The sequence below is a fragment of the Hymenobacter swuensis DY53 genome, assembly GCF_000576555.1.
Lineage (GTDB): Bacteria > Bacteroidota > Bacteroidia > Cytophagales > Hymenobacteraceae > Hymenobacter > Hymenobacter swuensis.
This window is the reverse complement of record NZ_CP007145.1, coordinates 4438124-4455077: the sequence shown is the minus strand read 5'-3', so window position 1 is coordinate 4455077 and position 16954 is coordinate 4438124. Positions and strand designations below refer to the sequence as shown.

The window sequence follows — 16954 nt, the reverse complement described above, 5'->3', positions numbered from 1 at the left end:
TATGAAATACCTTCTCGGCTACGATATCGGTAGCTCTTCCATCAAAGCCTCCTTACTCGACGCGGCCACCGGCCGCTGCGTGGCGGCGGCCACCACGCCCACCACCGAAATGGGCATGGACGTGCCCCAGCCGGGCTGGGCCGAGCAGCGCCCCGAGCGGTGGTGGCAGGAAATCATCAACGCCACCCGCCAACTCCAGGATACCTACGGCTTCGAGGGGGCGCAGGTGGCCGCCATCGGCATCACCTACCAGATGCACGGGTTGGTGCTGATCGATGCCCAGGGCCAGGTGCTGCGTCCCGCCATCATCTGGTGCGACAGCCGGGCGGTGGAGCTGGGCAACCAGGCTTTTGCTGAGTTAGGCGAAGCGCATTGCCTTGAGCATTTCCTGAACTCGCCCGGCAACTTCACGGCCTCCAAGCTCAAGTGGGTGCAGGACAACGAGCCGGCGGTGTACGCGCAAATCCACAAAATCCAGCTCCCCGGCGACTACATTGCCTTCAAGCTGACGGGCCAGCTCCAGACCACCGTGTCGGGGCTGTCGGAGGGCGTGTTCTGGGATTTCAAGAACCAGGCCCTGGCCCAGGAGCTGCTCGACTATTACGGCATCAGCCCGGAACTATTGCCCGAGGTGGTGGATACGTTTTCGGTGCAGGGCCGCCTGAGCGAGGACGCCGCCCGCCCGCTGGGTCTGGCAGCCGGCACGCCCGTGAGCTACCGCGCTGGCGACCAGCCCAACAACGCCTTTTCCCTGAACGTGCTGCAGCCCGGCGAAATAGCCGCCACGGCCGGTACTTCGGGCGTCATCTACGGCATCACGGAAGCCCCGGCTTCTGATGCGCAGTCGCGGGTGAATGCCTTTGTGCACGTGAACAGCACCCCCGGGCAGCCCCGCAACGGCGTGCTCATGTGCATGAACGGCACCGGCATCCTCAACAGCTGGCTGCGCCGGATGGTGGGTGATTTGCCCTACGACGAAATGAACCGGCTGGCTGCCGAAGCCCCGGTAGGAGCGGAGGGGCTGGTGTTCCTGCCCTTCGGCAACGGGGCCGAACGGATTCTGGCCAACCAGCCCGCCGAGGCGGCCCTGCTGGGTCTGAACCTGAACGTGCACTCCCGCGCCCACCTGCTGCGCGCCGCCCAGGAGGGCATCGTGTTTGCCCTCATGTACGGCCTGGGCATCATGCGCGACATGGGCGTGGCGGTGCACACCGTGCGGGCCGGCAACGCCAACATGTTCCTAAGCCCGGTGTTTCGCGAGGCCTTCGTGAATACCGGCAACCTCACCCTGGAGCTTTACAACACCGACGCGGCCCAGGGCGCGGCCCGCGGGGCCGGCGTGGGCGCGGGCATCTACGCCTCGGTGGCCGAAGCCTTCGGCGGGCTCGAATGCCTGCTCACCGAAACGCCCGACCCGGCTTTGCAGCCGCAGTACGAGGCCGCCTACGCCGGCTGGCAGCAGGCCCTGCAGCACCAACTACACGCATCAACTATTTCATCCTCCAACCTCCCGACGCATGTCACGCAACACGCTTTCTAAGACCGAATTCTTCACCGGCATCAGCCCCATTCAGTACGAGGGGCGCGAGTCGGACAACCCGCTGGCGTTTAAGTGGTACGATAGGAACCGCGTGGTAGCCGGCAAAACCATGGAGGAGCACCTACGCTTCGCCGTGTCGTACTGGCATACCTTCACCGGCACCGGCGGCGACCCGTTCGGCCCCGGCACCAAGCAGTTTGCCTGGGACGCCCAGGGCGACATTCTGGGCCGCGCCCAGGACAAGATGGACGCCGCCTTCGAGTTCTTCACCAAGCTGGGTACGCCCTACTACTGCTTCCACGACATCGACCTGGTGGACGAGGGCAGCTCCCTGCGCGAGTACGAGCACAACCTGCACTCCATTGTGGAGTACGCCAAGCAGCACCAGCAGGAAAGCGGCGTGAAGCTGCTCTGGGGCACGGCCAACGTGTTTTCGAACCCGCGCTACATGAACGGCGCCAGCACCAACCCCGACTTCCAGGTACTGGCCCACGCCGGCACCCAGGTGCTGAACGCTATTGACGCCACCATTGCCCTCAGCGGCGAAAACTACGTGTTCTGGGGTGGCCGTGAGGGCTACATGACCCTGCTCAACACCAACATGAAGCGCGAGTTGGAGCACATGGGCCGCTTCCTGACCATGGCCCGCGACTACGCCCGCAAGCAGGGCTTCACGGGCAAGTTCTTCATCGAGCCCAAGCCGGCTGAGCCTACCAAGCACCAGTACGATTTCGACGCGGCCACCGTCATCGGCTTCCTGAAGGAGTACGGCCTGCAGGACGACTTCATGCTGAACCTGGAGGTAAACCACGCCACTTTGGCCGGCCACACCTTCCAGCACGAATTGCAGGTAGCCGCCGATGCCGGCATGCTGGGCTCGATGGACGCCAACCGTGGCGACTACCAGAACGGCTGGGACACCGACCAGTTCCCCAACAACCTCAACGAGCTGACCGAGTCGATGCTCATCATTCTGGAGCACGGCGGCATCAAGCCCGGGGGTATCAACTTCGACGCCAAAACCCGCCGCAACTCCACCGACCTGGAGGACATCTTCATTGCCCACATTGCCGGCATGGACACCTTCGCCCGCGCTTTGGTAACGGCCGACAACATCCTGGAGAAATCCAGCTACCGCAAGTTCCGCACCGAGCGCTACGCCTCCTTCGACGCCGGGGCCGGTGCCGCCTTCGAGAAGGGCCAGCTCACCCTGGAAGATCTGCGCCGCATAGCCCACGAGGCCGGCGAGCCGACCATGCGCAGCGGTAAGCAGGAATGGCTGGAAGCCATCATCAATCAGTACATCTAAGAGGGGAAATCAAGAACGTCATGCTGAGCTTGCCGAAGCATCTCGCGTGCTGACATTGGAATGATAATCTAACGTCAGCACGCGAGATTCCTCACTCCGTTCGGAATGACGTTCTTGATTTCTCCTAACAATCAAACAAACCCGGCTGGTCTGGCGAAGGGCGTGGGAACCCGGGGCGAAAGATCAGTCGGGAATGTTTGTTGGCCGGTTCCCAGGCCGTAGCTTGGAGGCAGTATTCCCCCCGTTTCCCACTTGCGGCCCTCGGGCCAGTCTGCAACTCGTTTCAATGGAACACCAACTCGCGACTCTCGACTACGTCGTCTTTTTCACCTACTTCCTGATCGTCTCGGGATACGGTATCTGGATCTACCGCCGCAAAACCGGTCACGACGGCACGGCCGAGGGCGACTCCAAAGACTATTTCCTGGCCGAAGGTTCGCTCACGTGGTGGGCCATCGGCTCCTCGCTGATTGCCTCCAACATCTCGGCCGAGCAGTTCGTGGGCATGTCGGGCTCGGGCTTCAAGATGGGCCTGGCCATTGCCACCTACGAGTGGATGGCAGCCCTCACGCTTATCATCGTGGCCGTGTTCTTTATTCCGGTGTACCTGAAGAACAAAATCTTCACGATGCCGCAATTCCTGAGCCAGCGCTACAACGGTACCGTGGCCATGATTATGGCCGTGTTCTGGCTGGCCTTGTACATCGTGGTGAACCTGACGTCGATCCTCTACCTCGGGGCCATTGCCATCAGCAGCATTGCCGGCCTCAACCTGGAGTTCTGCCTCTACGCCCTGGCCTTGTTCGCGGTGATTATCACGCTGGGCGGCATGAAGGTAATCGGCTTTACCGATGTGATTCAGGTGTTTTTCCTGATTCTGGGCGGTTTGGCTACCACCTACCTGGCCCTGAACATGGTGGCCGACCACTACGGCCAATCGGGCGTGCTGGCGGGCTTCAACCTGATGACCGACCAGGCCGGCGACCATTTCCAGATGATCTTCAAGCGCGACAACGAGAACTACATCGACCTGCCCGGCCTCACGGTGCTGCTGGGCGGCATGTGGATTGTGAACCTGAACTACTGGGGCTGCAACCAGTACATTACCCAGCGCGCCCTGGGCGCCGATTTGCCCACCGCCCGCGGCGGGCTGCTGTTTGCCGCCTTCCTGAAGCTGCTGATGCCCCTCATTGTGGTGCTGCCCGGCATTGCGGCCTACGTGCTTTTCAAGGCGGATGTGTTCGGGGCCGCCGAGTTTGGCTCGGGCGCTGACCTGAACCCCGACCGCGCCTACCCGGTGCTGCTCAACATTCTGCCGGTGGGCCTGAAAGGTCTGTCGTTTGCCGCCCTCACGGCGGCCGTAGTGGCCTCGCTGGCCGGCAAGGCCAACAGCATTGCCACCATCTTCACCCTCGATATCTACCAGAAAGTCCTGAATCCCGGGGCCTCGGAGAAGAAGCTGGTGAACGTGGGCAAGATTGCCGTGGTAGTGGCCATGATTCTGGGCGTGCTGATTGCCCCTCACCTGGGCATCGACAAAAAAGGCGGCTTCCAGTACATTCAGGAGTACACGGGCTTCGTGTCGCCGGGCATTTTTGCCATGTTCATCCTGGGCTTCTTCTGGAAGAAAACGACTTCCACGGCGGCCCTGTTCGCCACCATCGGCGGCTTTTTGCTGTCGGTGCTGCTCAAGTTCCTGCCCACTTTCGCCAACCTCTCCTTCCTGGCCCCCTTCGGGTTTGCCGTGCCCAACGCGCCCGGCGTCTACGAAATCCCCTTCCTCGACCGGATGGGCTTCGTGTTCATCATCTGCGTGGTCATGATGGTGCTGATTAGTCTGTTCGAAACCAGCCGCGGGGTGCAAACCAACGGCCTGGAAGTTGACCGGAGCATGTTCAAAACCACCCGCGGCTTTGCCATCGGGGCCATGACCATCATGGTTCTGCTCACCGTGCTGTATACCGTGTACTGGTAACCGGTACGGGGCGCGTCCCAGCGGGCTAACCCCTTTCCATTGTGAAAACTTTCTTTGCTTCCCGGCGCAGACTGGCTACGGCCGGTCTGCTGCTGGCGGGCTTTGCCGTGCTTAGTAGCCAGCAAACCGCCGCGCCCAAAAAAGGCCTTAAAGACTACTACAAGGACTATTTCCCGGTGGGGGTGGCCGTGGGCCGGGCCCAGCTGCAAGGCCCCGAAGCCGCGCTGATTAAACAGCAGTTCAACAGCGTGACGCCGGAAAACGCCATGAAAATGGGCCCGCTTCATCCGGAGGAAAACCGCTACTTCTGGGCCGATGCCGACGCCATTGTGGACTTCGCCCAAGCCAACAAGCTGCGGGTGCGGGGCCACAACCTGCTCTGGCACGAGCAGACGCCCCGGTGGCTGTTCAAAAACGCCGACGGCTCCCGCGTGAGCAAGGACGTGCTGCTTAAGCGCCTGCACGACCATATTTTCACGGTGGTGAAGCGCTACCAGGGCAAAATCTACGCCTGGGACGTGGTAAACGAGGCCATTGCCGACAACCCCCAGGAGTTTCTGCGCAACTCGGAGTGGTACCAGATCTGCGGCGACGAGTTTATTGCCAAAGCCTTCGAGTACGCCCACGAGGCCGACCCGAAAGCCCAGCTCTTCTACAACGACTATAATACCGAGCGGCCCGAAAAACGGGAGCGAATCTTTAAGCTGCTCAAGCAGCTCAAAGACGCCAAGGTGCCGATTGACGGCGTGGGGCTGCAGGGCCACTGGTCGTTGCAGGAGCCCACCGAACCGGAGCTGCGCGCCGCCCTCGACCAGTACGCCTCCCTGGGTCTGAAAGTGCAGATTACCGAGCTCGACGTGTCCATCTACCCCTGGGAAAAGGACCGCCGCGCCAAGCGCCCCGACGAATCGGATGCTTACACACCGGAGCTGGCCCGGCAGCAGGCAGCCCAGTACAAGATGTTCTTCCGCGTATTCCGCGACTATAAAAAAGTGCTCACCGGCGTCACGTTCTGGAACGTGTCGGACAAGTACTCCTGGCTGGACACCTACCCCGTGGCCGGCCGCAAAAACTACCCCTTGCTATTCGACCAGAACCAGCAGCCCAAGCAGGCTTTCTGGGAAGTCGTGCAGTTCTAAAGCTGATTTCCCACCTGTCATCCTGAGCGGAGCGAAGGACCTTATCACGTCTGCTTTACTGCTGAAAACGTTGTTCCAGCGTGATAAGATCCTTCGCTCCGCTCAGGATGACAGATTGAACCCACCCGCCCCATGCCCATGCCCTTCCACCGTTCCGCGCTGCTGAGCCTGCTGCTCCTGTTGCTGCTGACCGGCTCCGCTGCCGCCCAGCCTGCCGCGTACATTTCCGCCAAAAAGAGCAGCGGCAGCTTTCCGCTGGCCGTTTCCGGTAAAGCGGCCCCGCTCTACGCCAGTGCTCAGGACTGGCCCGGCGTGCTGCGCGCCGCCCGGGATTTGCAGGCCGATATCAACCGCGTAACCAAAACTACGCCCACATTCACAATCGATAATGTGCCGGCCGGCCCGGAAGTGGTGCTGATTGGCACGCTGGGCAAAAGCCCGCTGATTGACGGGCTGGTGCAGGCCGGCAAGCTGGACGCGGCGGGCCTGGCCGGCAAGTGGGAAACCTTCGTGGTGCAGGTGGTGGAAAAGCCGCTGCCGGGCGTGGCGCGGGCCCTCGTTATTGCGGGCAGTGACAAGCGCGGCACCATCTACGGCATCTATGACGTGTCGCAACAGATGGGGGTGTCGCCGTGGTACTGGTGGGCCGATGTGCCGACTAAGCCGCAGAAGGCGCTGCATGTGGCCGCTGGTCGCCACAGCCAGGGCGAGCCGCAGGTGAAATACCGGGGCATCTTTCTCAACGACGAGGCCCCGGCCCTCAGCGGCTGGGCGAAGGAGAAGTTCGGCGGCATCAACTCCAAGATGTACGGGCACGTGTTTGAGTTGCTGCTGCGCCTGAAGGGCAACTACCTCTGGCCCGCCATGTGGGGCAACGCCTTCAACGATGACGACAAGCAAAGCCCCGTTCTGGCCGACGAGTACGGCATTGTGATGGGCACTTCCCACCACGAGCCCATGCTACGCGCCCAGCAGGAGTGGAAACGCTTCGGCAAAGGCTCCTGGAACTACCAGACCAACGAAAAAACGCTCCAGGACTTCTGGCGGCAGGGCATCGTGAACATGGGCACCCACGAGAGCATCGTGACGGTGGGCATGCGCGGCGACGGCGACGAGCCCATGAGCGAGGACAGCAACATTGCCCTGCTGGAGAAGATTGTGGCCGACCAGCGCCGCATCATCGGGGACGTGACCGGGAAGCCCGCCACCCAGACGCCTCAGCTCTGGGCCCTCTATAAAGAAGTGCAGGATTACTACGACCGGGGCATGCGCGTGCCCGACGACGTGACGCTGCTGCTCTGCGACGACAACTGGGGCAACCTGCGCAAGCTGCCCAAACCCGGCGAAAAGCCCCGGGCCGGCGGCTACGGCATCTACTACCACTTCGACTACGTGGGCGGCCCGCGCAACTACAAGTGGGTCAACACCAATCCGCTGCCGCGCATCTGGGAGCAGATGCACCTGGCGCACGAGTACGGAGCCAACCAGATCTGGATTGTAAACGTGGGCGACTTGAAGCCCATGGAGCTGCCCATCAGCTTCTTCCTTGATTACGCCTGGAACCCCGCCCGCATCAGCGCCGACCAGGTGGCCGCCTACACCCGGCAGTGGGCCGCCCGGCAGTTCGACGACAAACACGCTGAAGCCATTGCCGACATCCTGGCCAAATACGCCAAGTACAACGCCCGCCGCAAGCCCGAGCTGCTCGATGCCAACACGTATAGCCTGGCCACTGGCGAGTGGGCCGCGGTGGTAGCGGAGTACAACGCGTTGCGCACTCGCGCTGAGGCCATCGAAAAGCAGCTGCCAGCCGCCTCTCAGGATGCTTATTTCCAGCTGGTGCTGCACCCGGTGCTGGCCTGCGCCAACCTCAACGAACTGTACTACACTGTGGCCCTGAACCGGGAAGCCGCCAAAACTGGGCAGGCCACCACCAACGAGCTGGCCGCCAAAGCCAAATTGCTCTACGACCAGGACGCCGCCCTCACGCGCCGCTACCACGCCCTGGCCGGTGGCAAGTGGAACCACATGATGGACCAGACCCACATCGGCTACACTTACTGGCAGCAACCCGAGCAGAACGCCATGCCCGCCGTGCAGACGCTCACGCAGCCAATCACCCCCGCCGCTACGCCGCCCACTGCGCCGGCTCCGGCCGCGTACGTATCGGTGGAGGCGGAGAACTATAGTCGGGCCATGAATGCCGGGGGCATCAGCTGGCAGCGCCTGCCCGACCTGGGCCGCACGGCCGGGGCCGTTACCACGTTCCCGGTGACGGCGGCGGCTACGGAGGCCCCGGGCGGCGGCAGTCCGCACCTGGAGTACCGCTTCACGCTGGCCCAAGCCGGCCCCGTGACGGTGCACGCCTACATGGCCCCCACGCTCAACTTCCCCGGCGGCTCGGGCCTGCGCTACGCCGTATCCATCGATGACGAAGCGCCCCAGCTCATCAATCTGCACACCGGCCTGGTAGCCGACAACGGCAACCGCCCCTGGGAAAAAGCCGTGGCCGACAACATCCTGCTCAAAACCTCCGCCCACACCCTGGCCCAACCCGGCGAGCATGTGCTCCGGTTCTGGCGCGTGGACCCCGGCGTGGTGCTGGAAAAGCTGGTCATCAGCACCGGCCCGCTGCCCGCCACCTACCTCGGCCCGCCGCCCACCGGCAAGCGGTAATGCCCGGTCCGGCGGCGGCAAGCCGTCGGGCCGGTTGCCGGGTGGGCCATCTGGCCAATTCGGTAATAACATCAGCTTGCGACAACCGGCCCGACGGCTTGCCGCTGCCGGACCGGCCCCAAACCTGAACCCTCCATCCATCTGAGACCCGAATGAAGGTGAAAAACACGAAACGCAGTTTGTGGCTGACGGCCGCGCTGGCGGGGGCATTGCTGGGGGCTCCAGCCGCCTCGGCCCAGTCGATTACCCTGACCAACCCCATCCTGACCGGCTTCTATCCCGACCCTAGCGTGGTGAAGGTAGGGCCGGATTACTACCTGGTGACGTCCACGTTTTCCTACTTCCCGGGCATTCCGGTGTTCCACAGCCAGGACCTCAAAAACTGGCGGCAGGTGGGCAACGTCATCAGCCGGCCTTCCCAGATGAACTTCCTGGGCGACCGGATGACGCGCGGCCTGTTCGCCCCGGCCATCGACTACCACAACGGCACCTACTACCTTACCTGCACCCTCATCGACCGCAAAGGCAACTTCGTGGTGACGGCCAAGAACCCCGCCGGGCCCTGGAGTGACCCCATCTGGCTGCCCGAGGTGAAGGGCATCGACCCTTCGCTGTTCTTCGACAACGACAAGGTGTACGTCATCTACAACAGCGACCCACCCGACAACAAGCCGCTCTATGACGGTCACCGCTCCATCAAAATTATGGAGCTGGACCCAGTGAAGCTCCAAAGCATCGGGGAGGCCCGCATGCTGGTAAACGGGGGCGTGGATCTGAGCAAGAAACCCGTCTGGATTGAGGCCCCGCACCTATTGAAGCGCAACGGCTGGTACTACCTGTACGCGGCCGAGGGTGGCACTTCCGTCAACCACACCGAAGTGGTGTTCCGCGCCAAATCGGTGCAGGGGCCGTTTGTGCCCTACGAGCACAACCCTATCCTCACCCAGCGCACATTGCCCCCGGACCGCAAGAACCCCATTACCTCGGCCGGGCACGCGCAGTTTGTAGAGGGCCCCGACGGGCAGACCTACGCCATTTTTCTGGCCGTGCGGCCCTACGAGGCCAATTACTACAACACCGGCCGCGAAACGTTCATTGCCCCGGTGGTCTGGAAAGATGACTGGCCCATCGTGAATACCGGCCCCCAGGGCGTACAGTACAGTTACAACGCCAACTACCGCGAGGTGAAGCAGCCCGGGGCCCGGCCCCAGAGCGGCAACTTCCGCTACACGCTCACCTTTGAGAAGCAGTTGGACCCGGCCCTGCTGTTCCTGCGCACCCACGACAGCACCCTGTACTCGCTGAGCAAAGCCGCCGGCCTGACCCTGAAGCTCCGGCCCGAAACCTGCGCCGGGCTGGGCAACCCGGCTTTCATCGGTAAGCGGCAGCAGCACATGTATTGCACCACCGAAACGGAGTTGAACTTCACCGCCAAATCAGCCAGCGAGAAGGCCGGTCTGGTGGTGTTTCAGGACGAGAAGCACTACTACTACCTCTGCAAAACGTTGGCCGACGGCAAGCCGGTCCTCCAGCTGCTCAAGAGTCGGCCCGAGGCCGCCGAGCCGGAGCTGCTGGCCCAGGCTCCCCTGAAATCGGCCACCGGCAAGGTGCAGCTCCGCATCACGGCCGCCGCCGATGCCTACGGCTTCCAGTTTTCGGAAAACGCCAAAACCTGGACCTCACTTAAGGAAAAAGTCGATGGCAAGTTCCTGAGCACGCAGGTGGCCGGTGGCTTTATCGGCTGCCTGATTGGCATGTACGCCACCTCCTCGGGCCAGCCCACCACCAGCACGGCCGCGTTTCAGTGGCTGAAGTACGCCGGCAATGACCCGGTGTACACCCCGGCCAAGTAGAGCCTGCTTGGCAGTCTGGTAGTGCCTGCTGGGTGTCCGTGTGGCTGTTTTCTTTACTCCCGATGCGTATGAAAACCTATCTGACGCTGCTTTTTCGCTGGTTGATCGTGGGGTGTCTGCTGCTGAGCGGTCAAGCCGTGGCGCAGCAGTCGGATAACGAATACGGCACTTACACCAACCCGGTAATCTGGTCCGATTTTCCCGATAACGACGTCATCCGGGTGGGCGACATGTATTACATGGTCGCGACTACCATGTACTATTTTCCGGGCGTGCCTCTGTTGCAGTCGCGGGATTTGGTGAACTGGGAGTACGTGGCCAACACGGTGCCCCGCCTCGACGTGCATCCGGCCTACAACCTGCAGGGCGGCGCCCGCTACGGCCACGGGCAATGGGCCAGCAGCCTGCGCTACCACCACGGCCGGTTCTACGTGTTGTTTATGACCCTCGACGAGGGAGGCTTCCTGTGTACGGCCGAAAAAGCTGAGGGCCCCTGGACGCTCCAACGCCTGCCGAAAGCCTATTATGATGCCGGCTTGTTTTTCGATGACGACGGCCGGCGCTACATCGTGCACGGCTACTCCAAACTCTCCGTAACGGCGGTAGATGAGCAGTTGGCCCCCCTCGGCCCCGACAGCGTGATTGTGGCCAAAGGGCAACGGCCAGGTCTGGAAGGCAGCCACGTCTACAAAATCAACGGTTTCTACTACCTCTTCGCCACCTATGGCGGGCCCGATGGCTACCAGGTGGCCCTGCGCTCAAAGAGCATCTACGGGCCTTATGAGGAGAAAATAGTGCTCCGCGACGACATGAACCTGACCGGTATGGGGGTGCATCAGGGCGCGCTGGTAGAAACCCAGACCGGGGAGTGGTGGAGCATCATTTTTCAGGATCGGGGCGGGGTGGGGCGGGTGCCCACACTGCAGCCCGTAACGTGGGTGGATGGCTGGCCGCTGCTGGGCGAGAATGGCCGCGCCGTGGTGACGCACAAAAAGCCGGATGTGGGCCGGAGTTGGCCCGTCCGGCCGCTGCCCACCTCCGACGAGTTCAACCAGCCTACGCTGGGCCTGCAGTGGGCCTGGAATCACAACCCCGACCCCGCCGGCTGGTCCCTAACCCAGCGGCCTGGGTTCCTGCGCCTCACCTCCACCCAGCGCGCTGATAGTCTAAAAGTAGCGCGCAATACCCTCACCCAGCGTATGTTCGGGCCGTACTCGGTGGCGACGGTGGCCCTGCAGGTGGGCGGGATGCAGGACGGCGACGTGAGCGGGCTGGCCGTGTTCCAGAACCCCTACGCCTATGTGGCCGTGACCAGGGAATGGGGCCGCTACCAGCTCGTGATGATGCAGCAGGGCCGCCGCCTCGACAGCGTCCGCCTCGATGGGCCGCATACCGTGTACCTGCAGGCCCGCGCCAACACCACCACCGATATGGCCACGTTTGCGTACAGTCTGGACAACCGGCAGTTTCGGGCGCTGGGCGCGGCTTTGTCCATGAAGTTCAGTTTGAAGATGTTTACCGGCAACCGGTTTGCCCTTTTTCACCACAGCACCCGCCAGCCCGGCGGCTATGTGGATATCGACTGGTTTCGGATGACGACGCGCCAGGGGCCGCCCAACCGGTTTGCCGCCAACTCCCGCATCGAGGCCGAGTTCTATGATGAGCGGCACGGCGCGGACACCGGCTGGAGCCAGGACGTGCCCGGCGAAAAAAACCAGGACATCACCCAGATTAGTAACGGCGGCTGGCTAGCTTTCCACCAGGTTGATTTTGGTAAGGGCGGCCGCCAGATGCAGGTACGCGTGGCCGCCCTGCAGCCCGGCGCTACCATCGAGGTGTACCAGGGCGGGCTGGATTCGGCCCCCATCGGTCGGCTGGCCGTAAGCAGCACAGGCGGCTGGAAACAGTACCAGACCCTCACCACGCCTCTACCCAAGCTAACGGGCAAACAGAAGATCTTCCTGAAGTTTATAGGCGGCGAAGGCGAGCTGCTGCGCCTGAACTGGCTGTCGTTTGCCGATTCTCCCCGCTAAACTGTCTGGACAGTTAGCAAAAGAACGTCATGCTGAGCAGCGCGAAGCATCTCGCGTGCTGATGTTGTACTACTATCCAGACCTCAGCACGCGAGATGCTTCGCGCTGCTCAGCATGACGTTTTCTGATTTACAAGATAGCAGGAGGGAGGTTAACACACTTTGTTTTCGCTTCGCCGCAGAGCAAGGGCTAAAACAAAACAGACCGTGCGGTACCGCACGGTCTGTTTTGTTGGGGTGTTCCCGCTGTTTCGGCGGGATACTTTTCTACTCTACCACCAGCTTGCGCGAGGTGATGCCCTGCGCTTCCTGCACCTGCACCAGGTACAGGCCGGGCGCTACGTTCAGGGGAACTTCGGCCGTTGTGGGGTTGGCTCCCGGTATTTCCTGCACCAGCCGGCCGTTCAAATCAAACATCCGGATGGCCTGGATTTTCCCGGCCCCTTGCACCCGGAAGCGGCCGTTGCTGGCCGGGTTGGGTGCGAGCGTGAGGGCGGCATTTGCCTGATTGGCGCGGGTGCCGAGTACCGTGGAGCGCACGTAGTTTTTCAGCCACACCAGCGCCGGGCGTTCCGTATTGTCGCCGTTGGCGAGGTAAGCGCCCTGGGCCGTGCGCCAGTGCCCGGGCCGGTAGCCCCACAGCGTGATGCCCTTCACGGCCGGATGCTCCCACAGCGTGGGGAAAATGCGCTGGTACTCGGCCAGCTGAATGGCGTCGTCGAGCTGTGGCGGTGTGGCCGCATTCACCCCATCAATATCCAGCTCCGTGATGTATAGCGGCTTGCCAGCGGAGGCCAGCGTCGTAAGGTTGGCCGCAAAGTTGGCCGCCGACACGTTGCGGGTTTCAAAAGCGTGGCCCTGAATGCCCACACCATCCACCAGATTACGCGCCACCAGCAGATTCACGATGCCCAGGTACCGCTGAGCATTTGCCGTGGAGCTGGCCACGCCGTAGTCGTTGAGCAGCAGTTGGGTGGTGGGAAAATACTGCCGCGCCAGCTGAAACGAGGTAATCACCCAGTCCCAACCAGTGGTGCCGGCCCCGCCCAAGGCGTTGTAGTAGTTGCCAGCCCCGCTGCCGGGCGTGTTGGGGCCGTTGTTGCCGGTAGAGCCGTTAAGAGGTAAATCGTTGGTGGGCTCGTTCACCACCTCAATCTGCGCGATGTTGGGGTAGCGCTGGGCCACGGCCGCAAACCATTCGTTGATTTCCCGTAACTGCTCTGCCGCCGGCAGGTCTTCAATCCAGATGGGCTGCTGCGCGCCCCAGATCAGGGTGTGCATCTTGAACGGGTAGCCTTTTCGCTGGGCTAGGGCGTAGGCCGAGTCCAGCTCCGTCCAGTTCATTACGTTGCGGACGGCTTCCACGCTGCCCCACTTGCCTGCGTTTTCGGGCGTTACCTGGTTGAAGTAGTTGTTGAAAAACGGCTTCTGCGGATTGCTGTATACGCCCCCCAGGAACTTCGATTTGCCCGCCGCCATGGGCAGGCCCGTGGGCGTGAACACCACGGGCGGCGTGCTGGAACCCTGCGCGCCGGCGTCGAGGTTGGCCACCGTGAAAAAGCGGCCGGTTTCCCCGAATACAAACTTATCAATGTCCAGCCCGTCCTCCCGGGCCCCGATCTGGAAGGTCTGGGTGAGGCTGCCGGCCGCCACCGTGAAGCTGATGGGCGATTCACCCCCGTTGAAAGCCGAGAGGTTCAGCCACTTCCACACCTGCTGCTGGCCGCCGCCGGCCCCGGCCACCACCTCCGTGGCCCCGGTGTAGCCCACGCCGTTGAGCTGGTTGACGGTAATCCAGTTCGTGTCGTCGGCCGGGAGCTTGCTGCCGAAGCCGTTGCCGTAGTAGAAGCTGTCGTCGTTGGCCCCGCCGCTGCCGATGCGCACCCGGGCATACAAATCGTAGCTGCCGGGCCCTGGAAACGTGACGGAATAGGTAATGACACGAGCCGCAGTGCCCGGATTCTGGCCGTTGATGGTGGCCGTGGGCACCACCGTCACGTACTGCACGCTGGCCTGCGTGGGGCTGGTCCAGTCGGCCCCGAGGGTGCCAGTTTCGGCTTGTTGGGAAACGGGCGCGTTCTGGGCTCGGAGTTCGGCCGCCAGCAGCGAAAAAGGCAGCAGCAGCACAGGGAGTCTACGTCGAAACATAGCAGGATGGGATTTGGTGGGAAGGAAAAAAGAACAGCTACCGCGGGAACTATGCCACCTTCGGAACCTGAATATATTTCAATCAACACCCAGTTAAACGACTGATAAGGCCACTTTTACAGAATAATCTCCGCAACCGATTACGGTAGTTCATCGGTATCGATTGTGGTAGGCGGGAGGACAAAATCCTATTACAACAGGTGGGAGTCCAGCTCGCCAGGATATGTTTTGCACGCCGGTCAACAGTCCTTAAATCTGTTGACACAAACGTTTGTGGTAACTTGCGTTGTGTCGCCGCCTAGCTAGCTCCTTAAGGGGTTGTTGAAAGGCCTTACAGCCAATCCCAACAATCGGCCTACTTGGCATTTCTTCTCGCCCTGCTTTCCACTCACAATATATCTTCTTCCTGAAAATGAAGACATTTCTACTTGCATCGTGCTGTCCTCCGCTGTGGGCGCATAGTATCGGCCTGTGGCTGCTGCTATTTCTCAGCTCCCTGACAGCATCTGCGCAAACGTTTGCTAAAGGAGCCGATACGGGCTGGCTCCAGCAAATGGAAGCCAACAACTATTACTTCTACAACGACCAGGGCATACGCCAGGATTGTTTTCAGATTCTCAAAGACAAGGGTATCAACTCTATCCGGCTTCGGGTGTGGGTGAACCCCTCGATGGTAGACTGGGTGAACGGGCACTGCAGCCCCGCCGAAGTGGTAACGATGGCCACCCGGGCCAAAAACATGGGCTTCCGCCTCATGATTGACTTTCATTACAGCGACAGTTGGGCCGACCCCGGTCAGCAGAACAAGCCAGCCGCCTGGGCCGGCCACAGCTTCACCCAGCTCCAAGCCGACGTGTACGACCACACGGCCAGCGTGCTAACGGCCCTGAAAAACAACGGTGTAACGCCCGAATGGGTGCAGGTGGGCAATGAAATTCCCAACGGAATGCTTTGGCCCGAAGGCCGTACTACCAACTTCGGTCAGCTCACCCAGCTCCTCAACAAAGGCTACGATGCCGTGAAAGCCGTGAGTCCTACCTCGAAAGTTGTTATTCACCTCGATAAGGGCAATGATAACGCCCGGTTCCGCTCGTTCTTCGACCAGCTCACGGCCAACGGCGGCAAGTACGACGTCATTGGCATGTCGTATTACCCCTTCTGGCTGAACCAGGACTACTCCGTATCCATCAGCAGCCTGCAGTACAACCTCAACGATATGGCCAGCCGCTACGGCAAGGAAGTGATAGTGGCGGAAGTAGGCGGCGACGCCGTGGCCGCGCCCCAGAACGTGTACGATATGCTGGTGGCCGTGCAGAATGCGGTGTACGCCGTGCCGAACGGTAAGGGCCTAGGCGTATTCTACTGGGAACCGGAGGGATACCGCAGCTTCAGCGGCTACCAGCTCAGCGCCTGGAGCAATGACGGCAAGCCTACTGCCGCTATGAACGCTTTCCTGGTGACGCCCACCGCCCCGGCCCCGCCGGCCTCCGGTACCAATGTGCTGGCTAACCCCGGCTTTGAAGCCAACAACGCTGCCACCCAGACGCCCACCGGCTGGACCAGCTGGGCCAATACCACCGCCAACTACGCCGCCGATAAAACCGAGGCCGGCGGCCAGGCCAGCACCTACCGCCTCACGCACTGGCTGGGCTCGGCCTACCAAGTCAGTACCTACCAGGTGAAAACCGGCCTCCCCAATGGCTCCTACACGCTCCGGGCCTGGGTGCAGAGCAGCGGCGGCCAGACGGCCTGCCAGCTCTACGCCAAGAACTTTGGGGGCGCGGAAAAGAACGTGAACCTGCCCGTTACCAGTACCTGGGCGCAGGTGCAGATTACCGGAATTCAGGTCACCAACGGCCAGTGCGAAATCGGGCTGTGGTCGGATGCCAACGCCAACAACTGGTGCAACTTCGATAACGTGGAGCTTTTCTCCACCACCGTCACAGCCATCCGGGCCACGGCCGCCCCTGCTGCCCGTACGCCTTACCCCAACCCTGCTACCGACCGCCTGACGCTGTCACTGCCCACAGGCGCCACAGAGGCCACGGCCACCGTCTACTCGCTCACGGGCAAGCTGATGCTTCGCCAGTCAGTGCAGGCAGCCGCTGCCACCGTGGATGTTTCGCGCCTGACTGCGGGGTTCTACCAAGTGCGTGTGGAAGGCAAGGGCTATTTGGAGGTCCAGAAGTTCGTCAAGCAGTAAGCACCTGCTCAACTTCCAGCAAGAAAGTAACATCAGAACTTGCCTCCCGGGCTGTTCTGCTTCCTTATCGGAGCAGGGT

At 61.9% G+C, this 16954-nt stretch carries 9 protein-coding genes; 8 read left to right on the top strand and 1 reads right to left on the bottom strand.

Features of this window, described 5'->3' with window-relative positions:
- Position 1 precedes the first annotated feature (1 nt).
- The 7 genes from HSW_RS20425 to HSW_RS20395 all read left to right on the top strand — a co-directional run bounded on the left by HSW_RS20425 (position 2) and on the right by HSW_RS20395 (position 12525).
- A complete protein-coding gene (locus HSW_RS20425; RefSeq protein ID WP_052346689.1) occupies positions 2-1540 on the top strand; it encodes a xylulokinase in 1539 nt (512 codons plus the stop codon).
- Positions 1518-2849, top strand: a complete 1332-nt coding sequence (gene xylA / locus HSW_RS20420) for a xylose isomerase (protein ID WP_044003575.1) — start codon at positions 1518-1520, stop codon at positions 2847-2849. The genes HSW_RS20425 and xylA overlap by 23 nt, the downstream gene beginning before the upstream one ends.
- A gap of 286 nt (positions 2850-3135) precedes the next feature.
- The gene (locus tag HSW_RS20415; protein WP_044003573.1) at positions 3136-4824 is read left to right on the top strand and encodes a sodium/sugar symporter; all 1689 of its coding nucleotides are present in this window, start codon (positions 3136-3138) and stop codon (positions 4822-4824) included.
- Positions 4825-4865: 41 nt separating this feature from the next.
- Positions 4866-5963 carry an endo-1,4-beta-xylanase gene (locus HSW_RS20410; RefSeq protein WP_394332378.1) on the top strand — a complete coding sequence of 366 codons (1098 nt, stop codon included), beginning with the start codon at positions 4866-4868 and terminating at the stop codon, positions 5961-5963.
- A 138-nt stretch (positions 5964-6101) separates the two neighbouring features.
- Complete coding sequence (locus HSW_RS20405; RefSeq protein WP_155833084.1) at positions 6102-8639, top strand: glycosyl hydrolase 115 family protein; 2538 nt, start codon at positions 6102-6104, stop codon at positions 8637-8639.
- A 158-nt stretch (positions 8640-8797) separates the two neighbouring features.
- Entirely contained in the window at positions 8798-10492 is a 1695-nt protein-coding gene (locus tag HSW_RS20400; protein WP_394332377.1) for a glycoside hydrolase family 43 protein, read from the top strand.
- A gap of 68 nt (positions 10493-10560) precedes the next feature.
- Complete coding sequence (locus HSW_RS20395; RefSeq protein ID WP_052346688.1) at positions 10561-12525, top strand: family 43 glycosylhydrolase; 1965 nt, start codon at positions 10561-10563, stop codon at positions 12523-12525.
- A 266-nt stretch (positions 12526-12791) separates the two neighbouring features.
- On the opposite strand, the gene HSW_RS24615 is transcribed toward HSW_RS20395, so the two are convergent.
- Positions 12792-14672, bottom strand: a complete 1881-nt coding sequence (locus tag HSW_RS24615) for an endo-1,4-beta-xylanase (RefSeq protein WP_197031919.1) — start codon at positions 14670-14672, stop codon at positions 12792-12794.
- Positions 14673-15084: 412 nt separating this feature from the next.
- On the opposite strand from HSW_RS24615, the gene HSW_RS25010 reads away from it, so the two are divergent.
- Positions 15085-16875: a glycosyl hydrolase 53 family protein gene (locus tag HSW_RS25010; RefSeq protein ID WP_071883151.1), complete on the top strand. Its 1791-nt coding sequence runs from the start codon at positions 15085-15087 to the stop codon at positions 16873-16875.
- The last annotated feature ends 79 nt before the right edge of the window (positions 16876-16954 follow it).

Bases quoted from the DNA above. Each gene is read 5' to 3' on its own strand.
- HSW_RS20395 (WP_052346688.1), top strand. From the start codon at position 10,561: ATGAAAACCTATCTGACGCTGCTTTTTCGCTGGTTGATCGTGGGGTGT.
- HSW_RS25010 (WP_071883151.1), top strand. From the start codon at position 15,085: ATGAAGACATTTCTACTTGCATCGTGCTGTCCTCCGCTGTGGGCGCAT.
- HSW_RS20425 (WP_052346689.1), top strand. From the start codon at position 2: ATGAAATACCTTCTCGGCTACGATATCGGTAGCTCTTCCATCAAAGCC.
- HSW_RS24615 (WP_197031919.1), bottom strand. From the start codon at position 14,672: ATGTTTCGACGTAGACTCCCTGTGCTGCTGCTGCCTTTTTCGCTGCTG.
- HSW_RS20405 (WP_155833084.1), top strand. From the start codon at position 6,102: ATGCCCTTCCACCGTTCCGCGCTGCTGAGCCTGCTGCTCCTGTTGCTG.
- xylA (WP_044003575.1), top strand. From the start codon at position 1,518: ATGTCACGCAACACGCTTTCTAAGACCGAATTCTTCACCGGCATCAGC.
- HSW_RS20415 (WP_044003573.1), top strand. From the start codon at position 3,136: ATGGAACACCAACTCGCGACTCTCGACTACGTCGTCTTTTTCACCTAC.